The sequence below is a fragment of the Flavobacterium glucosi genome (assembly GCF_048286535.1).
Lineage (GTDB): Bacteria > Bacteroidota > Bacteroidia > Flavobacteriales > Flavobacteriaceae > Flavobacterium.
Genome location: NZ_JBLVPK010000001.1, coordinates 67,015 through 83,061, shown reverse-complemented (window position 1 = coordinate 83,061; position 16,047 = coordinate 67,015). Strand labels below are relative to the sequence as shown.

At 39.1% G+C, this 16,047-nt stretch carries 23 protein-coding genes; all 23 read right to left on the bottom strand.

Features of this window, described 5'->3' with window-relative positions:
* Window positions 1–96: 96 nt before the first annotated feature.
* A complete protein-coding gene (locus ACNQGD_RS00535) occupies window positions 97–780 on the bottom strand; it encodes a formyltransferase family protein (protein ID WP_417997954.1) in 684 nt (227 codons plus the stop codon).
* Window positions 777–1,172, bottom strand: coding sequence for a GNAT family N-acetyltransferase (locus ACNQGD_RS00530; protein WP_417997953.1), 396 nt, complete (start codon window positions 1,170–1,172; stop codon window positions 777–779). The genes ACNQGD_RS00535 and ACNQGD_RS00530 overlap by 4 nt, the downstream gene beginning before the upstream one ends.
* Window positions 1,173–1,204: 32 nt before the next feature.
* Window positions 1,205–1,900, bottom strand: a complete 696-nt coding sequence (locus tag ACNQGD_RS00525) for a hypothetical protein (RefSeq protein WP_417997952.1) — start codon at window positions 1,898–1,900, stop codon at window positions 1,205–1,207.
* Window positions 1,897–2,025: a hypothetical protein gene (locus ACNQGD_RS00520; RefSeq protein WP_255416341.1), complete on the bottom strand. Its 129-nt coding sequence runs from the start codon at window positions 2,023–2,025 to the stop codon at window positions 1,897–1,899. The genes ACNQGD_RS00525 and ACNQGD_RS00520 overlap by 4 nt, the downstream gene beginning before the upstream one ends.
* A gap of 173 nt (window positions 2,026–2,198) precedes the next feature.
* Entirely contained in the window at window positions 2,199–2,570 is a 372-nt protein-coding gene (locus ACNQGD_RS00515; RefSeq protein ID WP_417997951.1) for a hypothetical protein, read from the bottom strand.
* Window positions 2,570–3,082, bottom strand: coding sequence for a hypothetical protein (locus tag ACNQGD_RS00510; protein WP_417997950.1), 513 nt, complete (start codon window positions 3,080–3,082; stop codon window positions 2,570–2,572). The genes ACNQGD_RS00515 and ACNQGD_RS00510 overlap by 1 nt, the downstream gene beginning before the upstream one ends.
* 9 nt (window positions 3,083–3,091) lie before the next feature.
* On the bottom strand, window positions 3,092–5,251 hold the full coding sequence (locus tag ACNQGD_RS00505) for a hypothetical protein (RefSeq protein ID WP_417997949.1): 2,160 nt from the start codon (window positions 5,249–5,251) through the stop codon (window positions 3,092–3,094).
* Entirely contained in the window at window positions 5,251–6,060 is an 810-nt protein-coding gene (locus tag ACNQGD_RS00500) for a hypothetical protein (RefSeq protein WP_417997948.1), read from the bottom strand. The genes ACNQGD_RS00505 and ACNQGD_RS00500 overlap by 1 nt, the downstream gene beginning before the upstream one ends.
* Entirely contained in the window at window positions 6,057–6,338 is a 282-nt protein-coding gene (locus tag ACNQGD_RS00495) for a hypothetical protein (protein WP_417997947.1), read from the bottom strand. The genes ACNQGD_RS00500 and ACNQGD_RS00495 overlap by 4 nt, the downstream gene beginning before the upstream one ends.
* 172 nt (window positions 6,339–6,510) lie before the next feature.
* On the bottom strand, window positions 6,511–7,344 hold the full coding sequence (locus ACNQGD_RS00490) for a nucleotidyltransferase (RefSeq protein ID WP_417997946.1): 834 nt from the start codon (window positions 7,342–7,344) through the stop codon (window positions 6,511–6,513).
* Window positions 7,344–7,640 (bottom strand): hypothetical protein, encoded by a 297-nt coding sequence (locus ACNQGD_RS00485; protein ID WP_417997945.1) that lies wholly within the window; start codon window positions 7,638–7,640, stop codon window positions 7,344–7,346. Before ACNQGD_RS00485 ends, ACNQGD_RS00490 begins: the two co-directional genes overlap by 1 nt.
* Window positions 7,637–8,035, bottom strand: a complete 399-nt coding sequence (locus ACNQGD_RS00480; RefSeq protein ID WP_417997944.1) for a hypothetical protein — start codon at window positions 8,033–8,035, stop codon at window positions 7,637–7,639. The genes ACNQGD_RS00485 and ACNQGD_RS00480 overlap by 4 nt, the downstream gene beginning before the upstream one ends.
* Before the next feature lie 2 nt (window positions 8,036–8,037).
* Window positions 8,038–8,319, bottom strand: coding sequence for a hypothetical protein (locus ACNQGD_RS00475; RefSeq protein WP_417997943.1), 282 nt, complete (start codon window positions 8,317–8,319; stop codon window positions 8,038–8,040).
* Window positions 8,319–8,879: a hypothetical protein gene (locus tag ACNQGD_RS00470; protein ID WP_417997942.1), complete on the bottom strand. Its 561-nt coding sequence runs from the start codon at window positions 8,877–8,879 to the stop codon at window positions 8,319–8,321. Before ACNQGD_RS00470 ends, ACNQGD_RS00475 begins: the two co-directional genes overlap by 1 nt.
* Window positions 8,876–9,856 carry a hypothetical protein gene (locus tag ACNQGD_RS00465; protein ID WP_417997941.1) on the bottom strand — a complete coding sequence of 327 codons (981 nt, stop codon included), beginning with the start codon at window positions 9,854–9,856 and terminating at the stop codon, window positions 8,876–8,878. The genes ACNQGD_RS00470 and ACNQGD_RS00465 overlap by 4 nt, the downstream gene beginning before the upstream one ends.
* A 3-nt stretch (window positions 9,857–9,859) precedes the next feature.
* The gene (locus ACNQGD_RS00460; protein WP_417997940.1) at window positions 9,860–10,498 is read right to left on the bottom strand and encodes a DUF6046 domain-containing protein; all 639 of its coding nucleotides are present in this window, start codon (window positions 10,496–10,498) and stop codon (window positions 9,860–9,862) included.
* Window positions 10,498–12,501: a phage tail tape measure protein gene (locus ACNQGD_RS00455; protein WP_417997939.1), complete on the bottom strand. Its 2,004-nt coding sequence runs from the start codon at window positions 12,499–12,501 to the stop codon at window positions 10,498–10,500. Before ACNQGD_RS00455 ends, ACNQGD_RS00460 begins: the two co-directional genes overlap by 1 nt.
* 233 nt (window positions 12,502–12,734) lie before the next feature.
* Window positions 12,735–13,070, bottom strand: coding sequence for a hypothetical protein (locus tag ACNQGD_RS00450; protein WP_417997938.1), 336 nt, complete (start codon window positions 13,068–13,070; stop codon window positions 12,735–12,737).
* 2 nt (window positions 13,071–13,072) lie between these two features.
* Window positions 13,073–13,504 carry a hypothetical protein gene (locus tag ACNQGD_RS00445; protein WP_417997937.1) on the bottom strand — a complete coding sequence of 144 codons (432 nt, stop codon included), beginning with the start codon at window positions 13,502–13,504 and terminating at the stop codon, window positions 13,073–13,075.
* A 1-nt stretch (window position 13,505) separates the two neighbouring features.
* Complete coding sequence (locus tag ACNQGD_RS00440) at window positions 13,506–14,690, bottom strand: DUF2586 family protein (protein WP_417997936.1); 1,185 nt, start codon at window positions 14,688–14,690, stop codon at window positions 13,506–13,508.
* Window positions 14,690–15,070, bottom strand: coding sequence for a hypothetical protein (locus tag ACNQGD_RS00435; RefSeq protein WP_417997935.1), 381 nt, complete (start codon window positions 15,068–15,070; stop codon window positions 14,690–14,692). The genes ACNQGD_RS00440 and ACNQGD_RS00435 overlap by 1 nt, the downstream gene beginning before the upstream one ends.
* The gene (locus ACNQGD_RS00430; protein ID WP_417997934.1) at window positions 15,054–15,548 is read right to left on the bottom strand and encodes a hypothetical protein; all 495 of its coding nucleotides are present in this window, start codon (window positions 15,546–15,548) and stop codon (window positions 15,054–15,056) included. Before ACNQGD_RS00430 ends, ACNQGD_RS00435 begins: the two co-directional genes overlap by 17 nt.
* Window positions 15,545–16,021 carry a lysozyme gene (locus ACNQGD_RS00425; protein WP_417997933.1) on the bottom strand — a complete coding sequence of 159 codons (477 nt, stop codon included), beginning with the start codon at window positions 16,019–16,021 and terminating at the stop codon, window positions 15,545–15,547. The genes ACNQGD_RS00430 and ACNQGD_RS00425 overlap by 4 nt, the downstream gene beginning before the upstream one ends.
* Window positions 16,022–16,047: the final 26 nt, after the last annotated feature.

The following is a 16,047-nucleotide window of genomic DNA, read 5'->3' as shown; positions in this document are numbered from 1 at the left end:
GAAAAAATGAAACATGCATAAATCCAAAATGAATCATGCAGTTTCGTGGCAAATATAAAATATTTAATCAGTATTTAAACAATACTTAAAAAGCCCCTAAATGGGGCTTTTCTCTTTACTTGCGGAGCTGTATTGCTCTAGCATCAACAAATCAGGTTTAAACACATCCTTAACGTCTGCATTAGGTTCAAAGGTGCTAAACTCTTTTCGCTGTGGCCTCTTGATAACAATACCGTTATTGATATCCGTGAGCGCTTGCTCTAACAGTTTTAATCCCATCGCTTGCAGTTCATGTTCCCAAAGCAGTTTTGCCGCCTTTTTTGGCTCCATACCGTACATCTTTGGATCAATAAAGCAAATGTCCTGATACGCAATATCGCCACGGTCAATGCCTGCGTTAAGCCAAAACACCGTACCTCCTGTTATGGCGTCACGCATTCGTACCGCCCACTCAATGGAAGACCGGCCACGATGCCGAGGTAACAAACTTGGGTGGTAACCTATCCAACCAAACTTAGTCTTAAATCGGGTCTTTACGCCAATATAATCAAAAGAGTGCGCAGTTATACCTAAATCAACATTATCGGGCAGCGTGTCCTCTCTGAGCGTGCCGCCGGCAACAATAGGAACGTTAAACGTGTGCGCCATTTTAGTCATATACTTATCATCAAGCGGAGTACAAACGCCTACAATCTCAACAAACGGTAGCTCATTGCATAACCTGAATACTTCTTGGCCAAAATACTTCTGACCACTTATAAAAACTCTTATTTTTTTCATTTTCCTAAATATTTAAAACTTTGTACCGCCCTGAAGTGGCCACCGTAGCCACACCCGGTTATGGTGCCTTTTTTGCCTGTTTTCGTTATACTGGCGTTACTCCTTGACTTATTCGCACCATAAAGAATGGCATTGGTTTGTTTCCAAACATCGGCATTTCGCAGGTAACCGCACAATTGCGGGTGCGAAGTATGAAAGAACGTGTGATACTTTCGTTGACATCGGCCGTTACCTTCAAGGTGGTATTGCATCACCTCATTTAAAAATGCGGTTCCTACGCCGGCTCCTTGCCACTCCGGCATAACAACTAAGCGTGTGGCACGGTATGCATTAGCGGTAAACATTGGACAAACGGCAAGGTGAGCCACAAGTTCACCGTCAACAACTCCCACAAAATACTCCGCTGCAGGTGGGTGTGCGAGATCTAAATAATAATGCTCTTTAAACAGTTTCCAGTAAGTTCCGTTGACCTTCCAAACTTCAAGCTTGATGTCTGGGCGTTTCCCGATTTCAATTTTTTTTTTAATACTTTGGTATTTACATCATATACCCAGTCCGGTTGCAACCATTCAATAATATCATAGTGGCACGATAACAAAACCACTTTTTTACCCTTATTTCTCCGCCAGTTCTTGGCAAAGGCCAAAGCCCCAATCTTGGCAATTTGTCTATCCACTACGCTTGTGAATTCATCAACAACGGCCTCGTTTGGTGCCTCGGTAACAAGCCGTGCCAGTCCCGCTCTAAACTGTTGACCGTTCGATAAAGCGTTAAATGGTCGTAACCAACTGGGAACGTCGCCAAGACCCACGGCGGCCAATGCTCCTGTGGCCGTATTAAAATCACCGTCCGGGAGTATGCAATCTACAATAGGCTTCGAGCAATCCCAACTCGCATATAAGTTGTGCATTTTGTTCTCACCAAAAAACTGTTTGCCTATCGAGGTCTTACCGGAACCGGAAGCTCCTACAATTAGCCCAATGCCCCAATCCAAATCATCAATATCAATGTTGGCCTCTGTCTTGAAGCTAGAGCCGTCCTCTGCATTAAAAAGGGATTTCACTCTTTGCGCACGGTAACTTTCAAAGTTTTTCGTACTGTTTTCAATTACTATCTTCACGTGGTTACTACTTTTAGTTTCATTCCTTTTTTTTGGAGCTCCTCAAAGACTTTCTTTTGTTCCTCCTCGTTTTCACAAATCACAATCACGCCGTACTGCTGTTTGTATAAAAATTCTTTTGCCATATTTATAAATTTAAGTTACTTTTGTATCTCTGAGGGATTATATTAAAAATAGCAAAGCCACACCATAGAAGACTTATGTCCTCCAACGGTGTGGCTTTGTTGCTATATTTAAAATCCCTCAGAAAGTTTTTAAATGTTGGAGGACTATTTTTTACTTCCCATCCTCCTGAGAACTACACTAAACTATCAATGCTTTTTAAACAATGATGTGGATCTATTTTGTCCAGGATAAAAGCAACTTCTTTTCCTGTATTCGTCAGCGTACCATCCCGCTGATTTTTACCAAGCACGCTCGAAATAGTTTCTTTACGTTTGCCAAATTGATAACCTCCTTTCTTTATTAAAATCAGGTTAAACAAATCTTTGCAAACCACGTTACCGGATGCGTCTATACTTGTGGCGATGCTCAAAAATTGTTGGTCTAATCGCTTAAACGAAAAACTCCAACGCCTTTTATAAAGGTTAATAAAAAACGTTATCAGCAAGCCCAAAGGGAATAATAGCATCGCTAGAACTAACGACACTATTGCTAATGCCGTACCCATTATACTATCGTGAATTGATTACCAACCGCTTCACCATTCATAATAAGATTATTCATTAAGAAACCTATTGCAAGTGGTGCCGTGATATTAATCTCTGGACTTTCAAGAGTGCCGCCCTCAAAATACTGCATTACCTTTTCATACGTTGGATAGCCGTAATCTACCATAACGTAATCAGCAGGCATAATACCGTTATGAGCCATTAAGTAGGCAAACAAAGGCACGGTTATTCTTTCCTGTGAATCTTCTATTTGAGAATCATAATCAGGATTAGGAATTGAGAAGGTTGTCGTTCTATTGGAGCTTACTTCGTCATTTTCCATACCTTGAAATCCCATTGCCACAGTATCTAAAACAACCTTTTGATCATTTTTTAAATAGGACATTTCAAAACTTATTGAAATGTATTTTTCATTCCTTTTGTGTGTCAAGCAAACGTCCTCAATCGTTACGTTTGCAAATGTGCCTTGATTGAGTAATGGCGATACGTAATTTATTGCTCTTAGTTTCATAATTTTATATTAATAATTTGTATGCTGCGTTAATATTATTCCGTTTCCTATTTGGTCGCTTAATGCGGTTGCGTTCGTTGATATCCCCGATATTTTTAATGTTCTTGTAGCCCCGCCGCTATCTGTTACCAAAGCTTGCGGGTTTACCATTTCAAACGAAGAATTTTTAAGCGTTATTACTCCGTTTCCATTTCCTCCAAAAAACTTTAAAGGTGAGTTTAAAGACTTTATAGAGCTGTTTTCTACCGTTACGTCTCCACCATAACACCTAAAAAAACCCGCTCCAATGTCTCCCGAAAAATTAATCACTTTTAATGGATTAAAACCATTTTCATTACCATACATACTCATTTCTGTAGCGCTTTTAACAACTCCTGTTAATATCAATTTAGCACCGTAGTAATTTCCTAATTCTATGCCGTTTGGCGTTGAAATTATACTGTTTTGAAAATCCAATGTTAAATCAGAATTAGAAGCATCAACTGTACTTCTATTGGTTGTCGAAATATTCCCTATTTTATAATTCCCTCCTTTAAATGAGTAGCTACCTGGTCCAGAAATAGTGTCTATGTGGATAAACGAACCTTTGCCACCGTAAGCAGTAACCAAAGATGCTCCATTAGCTAAACAAACGAATTCTCCAACATGAATTGGTGTAAATCTGTCTGCTGACCACAAAAATCCTGCGCCTATTAGTGTAGCAGAAGAGTATGCTTTTAAAACATTAAATCTATGTCTTTGAGCCATGTAAAATAGGTTATTAGTGTTCCAATAAACTTCTCTAACTTTTACATACACAGCAAGCCTTCCATTGCTCTCATGTAAATAACATCCAGCCCCACCGTTTCTCTCATTCACCAGCCTTCCATCTAGTAAATCAAAATCAATTTCACTTACAAAATTGTTGTTTTCTGGAACAATACTAAGATTACTGTTACCCGAAAAATCTAGTATAACTGATGGGACACCTCTAAACAGAACAGAACCATATGGTAGCATACCATTAATGGGATACGAGCTACCTTCGTTTTGGAAGAAAAATATGTCACCACTTTTAAAAGTACCAAGTCCTACCACATAATCTACAGAGGCAAAAGGATGGTTTGAATCTTGATAAACACCAGTTGCATTATTTCCGGTTAAATTATTTATAAAATAAGTTTTATAAACTAATGCCCCGGAAACTGGTAAATTCCCCTCAACCGTCCATGTATCTGTTGCAATTTTTGTTAAAATTCTAGTTTCCCCTTTTACCATTGATAATGATAAATTAGTTGTAAACGTTATTCCAGCACCGCCAATAGTGACAACACCATCGCCTTGTGCTGTAAGTTCCCTTCTTGCTCCAACAGGTATTGGAGTTACCGAATTAGTAGGAACAGTAAGCGCTACAGGATTAACACTTGTGAAAACCGTTCTTTTAGCTGAATTTGTGTAGTCTAAAGTATAGACAATAGCGGCCGTAGTTTCAATATTAAGCAACAGCTTTTGAAACCTAGCAACACACCAATCATATACCGCTTTAACTGTTGGGTATAGCGTGTTAGAACTTTCATTTGTTCCCTCTAAAATGATTGTTGCTTTGTTTGAAATGGTTTCTTTTGCATCAATCAAAACCTTCAAAGTTTTACCCATTTCAGCAGTAAGCGCTTTCGTGGTTCCACCCGTATTCAGGTCATTCACCAAGATAGTACTTAGTGAAGTTTGCACGATTTTTATAGCATCAACGAGTTCCTGAACGTTGTCCAGGTTAACATCATTTGAGTTAAGCAGCGTATTTATTTCCGTGATTTGTATTTGCAATAGTTTCCCTTGCTCAGCGGTCAAAAGAGAACCAACACCACCAGTAACTAGATCGTTTACCACATTCAAATAATCAATAGCAAGTTTAGTAAACTCATTCAATGGTGCATAACCAAGCGCAGCACCTCGTTTACTTTTATCTTCTTTTGCTCCAAACAAATCAGCATGAGCGGTTGCATTAGTTAGGTGATGGGCTAGTACTTCCGCATCCGCTTTCTCAGCCAAAATATTTTCAATATCATCAATTGCGGTAATGGGTATCTTTTCATCCTTATGAAAATAAGAATCAAACAATGACCAGAATTGAGCCTGTGTCGGTTTTAAATTGGTTCTAAACCAATTTTTAAGTGTGTTTTTATCTGCCATTATAGAGGAATTAACATATATTCAAAACTTAAATTTTGCACCTGTCCGGCAACTTCTCTCAGCGTTAATTTAAAAGAAGTGTTGCCTTTTTCACGAACCATCCACATCACATCATTGTCTGCATCAAAGTTGCTACCAACGGAAACCATACATCCAACCACCATATAATTGTTAGTTCCTACATCTGCGAACGTCACCGTTTTAAGAGAATCAGTTGTTGGATTATCTCCTACGGAAAAAGTTCCTTTGCGTAAATAACTTATTGTTGCCGGCTTATTTTTAATAAAGTCATCTTTGGTGTCATCATTTTGAGCCATGTCAGGCTGTACGTTTTTCTCCGCATACATATCAATAGTAAGAAGCTTGGCGTACATCAAAGCCACAAAGTCTGAAAGGTTGTCAAGAACCGTTTTATCACCTTTTGCCAAAAAAGCTTCAGCAACATCCTTCGTGGCAAACCCTCGTTTAAAATCAACCCAGTTTATAGCTCCAACTCCGGTACCAAAAGTGGCATAGCGTGTTTTGATCGCCGGATAATAATTCAGATTCTCAAAAAGTATATTTTCAGTATCTTCTTTAACAATCACTTTGGACTGAGCTAAACCGCCTCGAAACTCTAAAACTTCGCCGTTGATAAAAACAACACCGTTGGCCACATTAGTTCCTGCCACTTCGCACCCGGAGATAATGGTCAAATCTCCCACGATATTTCCCAAAGCATTAAATATGCTAAAAGCTGTTTGAAGCTTTGCCAAAATGTTAGTAGAGAGTGGAAACCCACCAACCTGATTAAAATTTATTGTATTCATATTGCCAATAGTTTATAGCTTTTGCCCGCCAACTTATAGAAGTTGATTGTTGCTGTTATTTCATTTATTTTATCATTCAATAGTTGTCCTGGTACATTGACAAGAAAGTCAACAATAGAATTACTATAATTAAAATCTTGCGCCAGATACATTACACCCAAATACACATCCAAATTCTCTGCAGGCGTATAGATATAGTCTTGAGTTGTATCAAGCGTGCCATCAATAGTAATTCGTCTTAGTTCCGGGTCGTATTTATCATTCAAAGCCTTTCTCAAATAACACCGTTGGCTATTATAAGAGAGCTTTGTCAGGTTTTCGTCTCTCATGCGTGACCACTTATAATGCAAACTTGCAATAGGAGTTATCAATGCCCGGACATAGCCAAACAGTACCGGCTTTCGTAAAAAAGTAGGCAGCAGCAAAAGAACGAGTTTGTCAAAATCTACCTTATACCACATAGCTCACGTTGTCAAAGTTTGGAATTGTAAAATAGCCACTCACGGGAACGGTTTTTACATTTATAGGCTCAGCGTCCAGATAAGCATTAGTATTAATATCAATCGCCTGTGATTCTGCATTTACAAGATGTGGTATTACTACACCTTCCGCTTTTTGAAGCTTATCAATAAAATGAGCAAGAACCAACTCACCGTTAAAAGGCAGTTCCTTCATGTATTCATTGATCGCATCCTGTACTGGATAATTCCCGTTTAAAATGCTCATTCCTGTGGAGTCCAAAACCAAAGGATCTCTAAATATTTGCAAATTCAATAGTAGAATATCCGGTAAGTGATTGACAACTATATATTTCACGCCACAGTCGGCAATTTCAAGAATGTAAGCGTCAAACGAGGCTTTTTGTTCCGGTGTAATCGGTGCCAAAACTCCCGCAGCTTCAGTAGCAATCTTAATCAAGATTTGTCCCGCACTTGGCGTTACAGCGGCATACTTTATAATTTTAGAGTTCAAAACCTGATCGTACGTATAACCCGTGTTGTTATAGTTATCAGTGTCCGTTATCAAAGCAAATCCATACTGAAACGCTTTCGCCTTTGTTCGGTACCACGATGGGCGGTGTGGCATTTTCGCCTCAATGATGTCGTCCACTTCCTTTTTATGGGTGTCGAAAAGGTTTTCTAATACCCAAATGGAGAAGGCGACTATAAACACAATCAAGCGATAAATAGAGACTTTACTTTGCGAGTTTAATCCCGCCAAGTTTTCGTCTGCCGTAATGCTGTCAAGCATTTCATTTTGTATAACTCCTATTGATCGTGCCATTATCGTACTATAAATGTTGTTCCTATTGTCATTGATCCTATGCCTAATTCGGGTATCATTGAATCTCCTTCGCCAATATTAAAGCCCGTGGCTATCATTTGCTTTTTACCCTTAAAATATCTCGCTACATCCGTATTGATAAAATCCGAATTGGGAGAAATCAATTGTTGTCCTGGTTCCAACTCATCCGTTATGGAAAGGCCATTTTTTAAAGTCCAGTCAAAGGCAACCATTACGCTTCCGCTTTCCTGAATGGCTACGTCAAAAAGGGATTGATTCTCTATTGCGTAAATCATGGGTGCTCTTTTTTGTATTTTGTAAATTCCTTCACTTTGTCATCGTACATTTTTTTATACAATGCTGTCTGTTTTTTATGATATTCAATTTCCTGCAGTAAAGTCTTTTCTTTAGCATCAAACAGATCCGAAATGTTTTTCGACATCTCTTCAACGTGCTTGTATTTCTCTTCATAGCGAATGCCTAAATCATCTAGAGCCTCCTTGTATAAATCAACTACTTTTGAGCCGTTTTCGATATCGGTGGTTTCAGCAAGTTTTTGCGCCTGTAGAGCTTCAAATCTCAGTTTTTCGACTTCCTGTTTGTATTTACTTTTTGCAAAAATAAAAGTGAAATAACCCGTACCACCTACCATTGTAACTAAGGCACTAACGACTAATATCCATTGATCCATAACTATATATTCTTTACGGTAATTAAACCCTTAATTTCATTGTAATATTTGTTATCACGCTTGAGGTGTATTCTAACACGTTCCTCAAACTCTTGCTTATTTTCTGCGCTGTTTACTAATTGAACTAAGTTTGGTGCTAACACTGGGTCGCTTTTCAAGTCCCCTGAGTTTAGTCTTAAAATAATTCCAACCTCTTGGAGGATACTTTCACCAATAACAAAGTCGCCATCAATAATGTTAAAGTCATCATTCTCATTGAGTAGTATGTCGGTTTCATAATTCATTATCCGTGTTTTATTTTTTCATTCTGAATGTTCGAAAGGTCTGCGACTTCTAAACTTATAAATGAGCTTGCAATACCTTTCAAAGCGGCTCCGCCATCATTTGGTACCGGAGTCCAACTTTCGAAAGCGTTTTGTATCGCTTCAAGTAGTGCCGTATTTTTATCTACTTGCTCTTTTAGCTCAATTGCGTTTACAATACCGCCAAAATCAGTTCCGTTAATCGTTAGATAACCATTGTTTAAAACCAGTTTAAATCCCGTTTTATCACTAATTTCAATCTCTTCAATTTCCTCACATTCTATCAAAAAAGCTGCCGCAGCATTATTATTTACAATACCTATTAGGCATTTACTTTTTAGGCTTGGTTTTCTATTCATTGAGCCTAAACCTAAAAGCACATCAAAAAAATCTAGGTCATCCACAACACCTGTAGCCGTCATGGTTTTTTTATCCCAGTCAACCTCCTTAACGGTACACCAGTGTGTCTGCACATCAACTTGCGATTTTGCTTTTTCGTTTAAGAGTTTCCCAAATTCAATTATGTTAGAGTCTCGTTTCAAAATGTCTTTTCATCTAGTTTTATAACCTGACGAATACCGTCCCGGTTAAATGTTTTTGTAACTCCTTGTATAAAATAAACGCCGTTCCGGTCTTCATATAAAGTACTCGTTAGCTTGGCTTTTTGGCCGTGTTTTACCGATGGAATCCCAAAGGCTGTAAACGAGCCGTCAAAGCGGTCTTGTTTGTATTTTTCATAATCGAGCTTCACCAGAACCTCGAGTTCTTGCTTTGTTTTATTGTAATGGGTCAGTTGTCTTGGTTGCCCAGTTTTATCGCCAAATTCAACTTCTATTTTTGTACCGTTTGAGGAAGTGGAAACTCCCTTTATTAATATAAAAACATCATCTTTTCGAACGTAGTTCAGGGCAGAGCTAACACAGTTTCGCTCTAAATGAAAATTTACTTTCTCCGCTTCGCTATCATCGGCGTAATACTTACCACATACTAGAACTTGCTGTCCGTTAATGTTTTTAAAATAAGTATTCAATTTCCAAGGGTCTTGCTGTAACTTATCCAGTACTGCGGCAACCGTAGTTTTAGGAAAACGAACACTTCCAATTTGAACACCCTCCAAAGCATCAATCTTATATCCGGGTGCAATTTGTTTAAGCAAATCTCCGAGGCCAATATTTGGGCTGCTAAAGTTTACCGGGAGTTGTTTCAGTTTCCACATTTCGTCTTGCAGTTTTATTCTGATTGGAATATCGGCTGCAACTTCAGTAATGTATCCTCGAAACTCCTCAACGTTTTTGCCGTTATAGCCAAATGCTATTGTTACAAAATCACCTCTTCTAAAGACGTCCCTAACTTTATTTTTATCAAAGAACCTTACTTTTCTAGGGATAACTATTTCAGCGGTCGAGGTCAATAGTGTCCAAGAGCTATCAACAATTATCTCCGTTATTTGTGTTAAAACTATTTCCCTGCGACGCTCATTTTTGGCGAATATTATTTGGCAATTCATTGCTAAAGTCATAGTCTAAAAATTTTCGTTTACATCAGGCAAAATCAGTTCAACTGCATCATCACTGGTTAATGTCATAGAAAAAGGAATAATACCAGGAGAACCCTGTATGCTTTCCTCTTTATAATCATCCATTACAACAGCGTGAATATTTTTTATTGTAAATAGCTTTCCGCTTACACTTATGGCACTGGCTAATTCTTCCCATTCTTTAATTGCAATCAGTTGGTCTCTTGCGCTACTTTGTGGAGTATCTACTGCCAAGCCTTTCACATCGATAACCCAATCATCAAAACCAAAAATTTCTTTTACCGTTCCGTTATTACCCAACAAATTTGTTTTAGTAATGTTTTTAGATCGGCGAAATGAAAAAAGAGTAGCCGGAGGTAAAACAAAATCATTGTATTCAATATCCTCTAAAATTCCAGTAGAGTTGTATATTTTATAAGTACCTGATTTAAATTTTAGGAGTCCTATTATTGGAGTTCCCATCCAACTGGTAGCCTCTTTTGTATAATAGTCCTCAATCAATCCAATGCCCTTATAATCGAAAGTATTCAACGCTTTTTTACCAAGTGGCTCTGTTATAAAAATGGGGGAGTTAATACCAAAAGCGGCACTAAATAATTTCGATAAGTTATATCTTGCATCCATTATCCCATACTTATTACATTGTCACGAAGACGGTCATTAATCAATCCCACTACTTTATCCGCTACTTTTCTTATGTCGAGTTCACCGCTTACGCCAAAGTGATTGGTAATATTCAACGTCATTGTAATTGATTTCCCAACGGCATTGTCCCCAGAGCCGGTTGTGGTTCCTTCGCCTTTGGCCTTTCCTTTCCCTTTTGTTGGATCATTCAGCGCCGCTAGATTTAATCCTTTAGTATCAACAACAGCAACGGCGGGTTTCTTACCAAGTTTTACTGCACTTTCATTCTCTTTTGCCGCTGCAGCTTTTTTATCCGCCGTGTATTGATCACTTGCTTTTTGTCCTTTAGCCAATGCCTTAGGAGTTCCGTTAATCAATCCTTTGGCAGCATTTTTGGCGGCGTCAACACCAACTAAATCAGAGGCGGCCTGTTTTCCGGTTTGCCAAGCTTCTGACCACTCACCCTTAAAGAAATGCATCAAAGCTTTTCCTACTCCAGATAGGCCGGACAATAAGCCCTTAAATCGGTCAACAACATAAGTCTTAATTGTATTTCCAAATAACTTGAGCATTTCCCAACCTTTGAAAAGAACGTTTCTAAAACCCTCGAACTTATTCCAACATAAAGCAACAACTCCCACAAGCGCTGCAACTCCTACTATTACCAGTCCAATTGGGTTGGCAGTCATTGCGGCGTTCCAAGCCCATTGTGCTGCGGAGGCTACGCCGGTTGCTCCAGATAGAATCAATGTTTTAGCAGTCGTGAGCATTGTTGCATTTTCGGCAAGGCCTAGCATAGTTTTTACACCGCCCATTGCTAACTTATAACCATCATGTGCATTTTTCATATTAGCCATTACACTAATAGAATTTGCTCCTGCAGCAACATAAGGCTCCATTGCTGTAGTGTATTCTCCAATAGCAATTTTTGCATCATTCCAAACGGCATTCATTCTGCTTTTCTTTTCGGCAGACGTATTCATGATAACTTGCGCTTGCTCTTCAGCGGCGTTAGTTCCTTCAATCTTCTTTTGGAGTACGTCCTGTGCGTCAACACTGTTTAGCATAATGCTTGCAGCTGCAGCATTTTCGGTACCAAACATTTGAGCCATAATAGTGGCGTCACCTTGTGCCTTTTTTAGCTCACGAAGTCTAGTAGTTAAAGGGAGCGATGTATCTGATACGATATTCATGTTCACACCCAGAGCGTGCAGTTTTCCTACCGCTTCTTTTGGTAAAACATCTTCACCCGCCATTTTTCCTAAAACATTTCGCAAAGCAATACCCGCCTCGGCGCCTTCTTTTCCTCCTGCGGCCAAACTTTGTAAAACAGCGTTTGTTTCCACAAAAGAAACATTGGATTGTTTCGCCTGAACTCCGGCAACTTTCAAAGCTCCGGCAATTGATGGAACCTCTGCAGCACCTTCTTTGGCTCCCGCAGCCATGACGTTCATCATGCGTGCCATTTCTTCTTGTGCTGCAATCGGGTCTGATAAGTCAACACCGTATTGCAACATGGCAGTAGTAAGAGCATCGACAGAACCAACTGCATCGTTATTCATTGTTTTAGAAAGTGTGCGAACATTACGCTCCATTTTTTCTAAAGCTTCCGGGGACTTTGCAATATCAGGGCCAAGTCTGGAAAGGATGGTTTTATAAGTATTCAAACTATCCGTTGCCTCACCACCAAAAGCAAGTGCGCTTTCTCTGGCTTTCGCTCCTAGCTTATCTAATCCATCACCGGTAACTCCGGTAATGGCTTCAACTTCCGCTAGTCCGCTTTCAAAAGTCATCGAGGTTTTATTGAAATCCTCAAAACCTCGCTTAACTTGCTGTGCCGATTGGTCAATGGCCATCATGTCAATAGCACTAAATTTATTTAGCCTATTGCCAAGTTTATTAAAACGTTCTTCAGTAGTGTCAATGATCTTTTGAACACCAGAAATACCACTCGTGAGACTGTCCTTAAATCGTAACTCCCAAGTGGTATTTGCTGTTGTCATTTATTTTATTGAAACTCTTTAGCCCATTTTGTCTAAAGATGATTTTATTATTCTGTCTAAAATTTGGGTCTTTTGATTCGTAACATAGAGATACTCGTTGTATAAAGACGCCCACTTTTTATCGCTCAACTTCTCTATTTTGATGTTTGGATAGTGGTACCTTAAAATGGCGTTTATCTTGAGTAACCATTGTTCGTCCTCCTCTTTATCTTCGGGGTCAATCCCTGACCCTTCTAAAAATTTTTTATTTCAGAGGTTATGCCTTTGCCAATTAATTGAATACGGGCTAAGAGTTCTGAGAACATAACACCGTCTTGCTCGATTACTTCCATGTCACCTGCAAGTACACAACCCATTGTAAGCTTGTGTTGGGCTTTTAGGTCGTTTTTTTGCATTGCCTCGGCGGAGGCCTGAACTATTGCACGAGTTGGGCGTTTTACTAAATAGCAGTACTGGGTACCTTCATCATCTTTAATAATAACTTCCTTTAGGTTTCTTTTGCCACCTACTTTTGCTTCGTGTTCTGAAATGTCAGAGTCGGTATAAGGTTTTATGATTTTTGATTCCATACTTAGATTACGTTCCACTCAATGTGAGAGATTAATAATTCATACTTTGTGGTGATGGTCATGTCGTTTTGCTTTACTTCAACACCATCGCCCATAAATTCACAATTGCGAATTCTGTCTTTTAAGATGATTCCGTTTTCAGTTTCGTACTGAACAACCATATCAAATGGGGCAATATCACGAATAGACTTTCCCGGAGGAAGCGAAAGCTTCATGGCATCAATCTCCTCCTTTAAAATGCTAATGGAAGCTTTTGGCTCATAGTTACCACGTCCACGGCCAATGGGGAACTTACCCGCACCATAAACGTTCTCTTTCTTTTCCTTATCGTCATAGGCTAGTTCCACTATGCCCTCAAGGTCACGCCCAAGGATGTTTGCAGTTACTGCATTCCATCCTTGCATCGTTCCGAATTTATTTACTATTGTACTCATCTTAATTAATTGAATTCGTTAAACCCAAAGCCACCTCAAACTCGTGAACAATACCGTCAGCAACTACCAAAGCTTTCACTTTTACGGCTTGCGTACTGTTTACCACTTGCGCAGGATCTATATAGACCTCAAACCCGCTTATCTCATCATTAGCGACCAATTGCTCAAGAGCTTTGTTACCAATTCCTGTCCAACGGCTTACCGTAGTAGACTTAATAAATCCGGTTGAAGGATCTTTCTTTACAACACCTTTTACTTCTGGCAATAATGCCGCTCTCAACGCCCTTGCCGCTTTGTTCCAAACCCTGTTGTTTTCAATGAAACAATAGTCTGAAGCTTGTGTGACACACGTTTTTGAGTTGGTAAAGAATACACCAGGATAACCTTCATAAGAAGCGGCAAAAATGTACCCGTAGTCCTGTAAGGTTTGGATTTCTGCTTTGGTCAATGTTTTAATGGCTACACCATCCGTTAACTTTGGAGCTAACCATAAGCCTAAATTTTTGTCGGTCAGTGGGTAATCCGCTGTGCCTCTTTTTGCAAGTGGCTTATTTTGGATATTTACCGACCCAACATTCTCATTAACTTTTCTAGCGGCAATCATTCCTAAAAATGCGCCTGCTGCGGCAAAGCTTGAGTTACCGGAACCAACAACCAAAACTGAAATTTGTGGCGAAGTCAATTCAGTTAAATCCAAACCGTCAGTAAAGGAGAAACCATTCCAACCGATAACACCAAAGTCAATTAGCCTATTTTCTGAGGCCAATACATCAATGACGTTTGTTTGGTAATCTGCAATAACAACCGTTTGAAGTAAAACTCCAAAGTCATCCACAACGGAAAAGCCTTTGATTTCTGGATTCTCTTTTAGAAAAGTAACCATGTTAGCAGCCGATTTGTCGTTAAACAAATAAAGGGTTCCCTCCGGAGCCAGTCTGAAAAATTCAGAAATATGCTCATAAAATGGAGTTACTCCGTTGGCACTAGCACTAGCGGTTAAACCTAAGCCCTCCGCTTGTGAAAGCGATGTCAGTGTTAATCCTTTTCCTGAATTGGCAATAACCAAATCAAGAGGGGCGTCACCGGTTGTCTTAATAATTAAGGCAAGGTGGCTGTCTGTACTTGGGCTTTTGCGTCCCAGACCTCCCTGTAATTTTTCTATTTTTACACCTGCTAACTCTGCCATTATACTGTAGGATTAGTTGTTTCTCTCGTTTCTGGGTTCTTACCGTCTTTACCTAAAGTAGCATCCACTTTTTTAACTTCTTGCGCAGGAGCTACTGGTGCTTTTGCTTTTGCAGCGGCGGGAGCTTTTGTGGCGTTAGTAGCTTTCGCTTTTGCAGTTACAACAGTTGCGTCAACAACTTTGATTTTTTTTACATCGGCCTTTACGATATCGGCTCTTTCAAAAGGATAAACCTTTAATTTGCCCTTATCTAAATTGGCATAATGTTCGGTGAAGAAAACGTTTCCATCTTCTCTTGCGAATGTTGAATCCTGATTAGGATGTTGCTCAAACACTTCAAGTGCTTTTGCCTGTAATTCTTCTTTAGAGTATGTTTTCATACGATTTTGATTTTTTAAAAAAATAGATGCAAACACCTATTATAATTAGTATTAAAGCTATTGCACCAATCCAAATTAAAGGCTTGATCCATTCTGGAATATATCTTTCGGGTACCTTTATTGTTGTAGTGTTGTCGGTATCCTTTTGGCGATATATTTCTAAAAGTTCATTTTGAAGCCTTATTGTTAGTTCTAATTCTCCCACATCGCAGTCGGCAGTAATGATGTTCCCAACCTTACTTAAACTGGCAGTTAAATTTTTAGAGCGTTTTACAATTGGCTTGGCGGTTAAATCTTTAAAGTCTGCCTGAACACTCACGTCGTTCTTGGGTACTTTAATAATGGTATCAACCGGAATAATGGTTTTTTTTATGTAGGTACTGTCTTTAATTACTGTAGTACTGATGGCCGTCTTTTTAGGAGCGCAGCTAGTCATTACAACCAAAATAAACAGAAAGCACATTTTTACTATTTTCATGTTCTGAAATATAATTCGGCTTCTAATTGTCGCCTTGAGATTAAACCGTTATTAACTTTCCCACCGGCCTTATTCCATTTTGCAAACTCTGTGGCAATTGTTTTGTCGTTTGGATTGGCGTTTACTTTTTTTAGTAATGTACTGTCTCCCAAACCCTCTGCAATAGTGTCCACATCGATGTCGCTTCCTACGTTATAAGCAAAGCTTACCAGTGCATTGAATTGATTTTGTGTGACTCGTTTTTTAAGAAGTGAATAGACTTCGTTCTCAAAATTTGCTACAACTATGTTGAATATTTCAATCCCATAAGCTCTAGTTATAGGCTTATCTTTCATAGTCACTCTTTTACCACCCGGATAAAAAGTATTACCAAAACCAATCGTGGCAACTCCGGCGCTATCCAAATAAGGAATAGCAGAAAAGCCCTCACGCTGTTGTAAAAACAACGCTCCAACATTATTGATTTTTTTCATGAGCTTGTAATTGAAGTAATCCCCTT

Excerpts from the sequence above, each read along its gene's own strand:
- ACNQGD_RS00445 (WP_417997937.1), bottom strand. The coding sequence starts at position 13,504 with ATGAGTACAATAGTAAATAAATTCGGAACGATGCAAGGATGGAATGCA.
- ACNQGD_RS00510 (WP_417997950.1), bottom strand. The coding sequence starts at position 3,082 with ATGAAACTAAGAGCAATAAATTACGTATCGCCATTACTCAATCAAGGC.
- ACNQGD_RS00480 (WP_417997944.1), bottom strand. The coding sequence starts at position 8,035 with ATGGATCAATGGATATTAGTCGTTAGTGCCTTAGTTACAATGGTAGGT.
- ACNQGD_RS00535 (WP_417997954.1), bottom strand. The coding sequence starts at position 780 with ATGAAAAAAATAAGAGTTTTTATAAGTGGTCAGAAGTATTTTGGCCAA.
- ACNQGD_RS00435 (WP_417997935.1), bottom strand. The coding sequence starts at position 15,070 with ATGAAAACATACTCTAAAGAAGAATTACAGGCAAAAGCACTTGAAGTG.
- ACNQGD_RS00485 (WP_417997945.1), bottom strand. The coding sequence starts at position 7,640 with ATGATTTACGCAATAGAGAATCAATCCCTTTTTGACGTAGCCATTCAG.
- ACNQGD_RS00465 (WP_417997941.1), bottom strand. The coding sequence starts at position 9,856 with ATGACTTTAGCAATGAATTGCCAAATAATATTCGCCAAAAATGAGCGT.
- ACNQGD_RS00520 (WP_255416341.1), bottom strand. The coding sequence starts at position 2,025 with ATGGCAAAAGAATTTTTATACAAACAGCAGTACGGCGTGATTGTGATT.
- ACNQGD_RS00475 (WP_417997943.1), bottom strand. The coding sequence starts at position 8,319 with ATGAATTATGAAACCGACATACTACTCAATGAGAATGATGACTTTAAC.
- ACNQGD_RS00430 (WP_417997934.1), bottom strand. The coding sequence starts at position 15,548 with ATGAAAATAGTAAAAATGTGCTTTCTGTTTATTTTGGTTGTAATGACT.
- ACNQGD_RS00500 (WP_417997948.1), bottom strand. The coding sequence starts at position 6,060 with ATGAATACAATAAATTTTAATCAGGTTGGTGGGTTTCCACTCTCTACT.
- ACNQGD_RS00515 (WP_417997951.1), bottom strand. The coding sequence starts at position 2,570 with ATGGGTACGGCATTAGCAATAGTGTCGTTAGTTCTAGCGATGCTATTA.
- ACNQGD_RS00490 (WP_417997946.1), bottom strand. The coding sequence starts at position 7,344 with ATGGCACGATCAATAGGAGTTATACAAAATGAAATGCTTGACAGCATT.
- ACNQGD_RS00450 (WP_417997938.1), bottom strand. The coding sequence starts at position 13,070 with ATGGAATCAAAAATCATAAAACCTTATACCGACTCTGACATTTCAGAA.
- ACNQGD_RS00460 (WP_417997940.1), bottom strand. The coding sequence starts at position 10,498 with ATGGATGCAAGATATAACTTATCGAAATTATTTAGTGCCGCTTTTGGT.
- ACNQGD_RS00440 (WP_417997936.1), bottom strand. The coding sequence starts at position 14,690 with ATGGCAGAGTTAGCAGGTGTAAAAATAGAAAAATTACAGGGAGGTCTG.
- ACNQGD_RS00455 (WP_417997939.1), bottom strand. The coding sequence starts at position 12,501 with ATGACAACAGCAAATACCACTTGGGAGTTACGATTTAAGGACAGTCTC.
- ACNQGD_RS00425 (WP_417997933.1), bottom strand. The coding sequence starts at position 16,021 with ATGAAAAAAATCAATAATGTTGGAGCGTTGTTTTTACAACAGCGTGAG.
- ACNQGD_RS00505 (WP_417997949.1), bottom strand. The coding sequence starts at position 5,251 with ATGGCAGATAAAAACACACTTAAAAATTGGTTTAGAACCAATTTAAAA.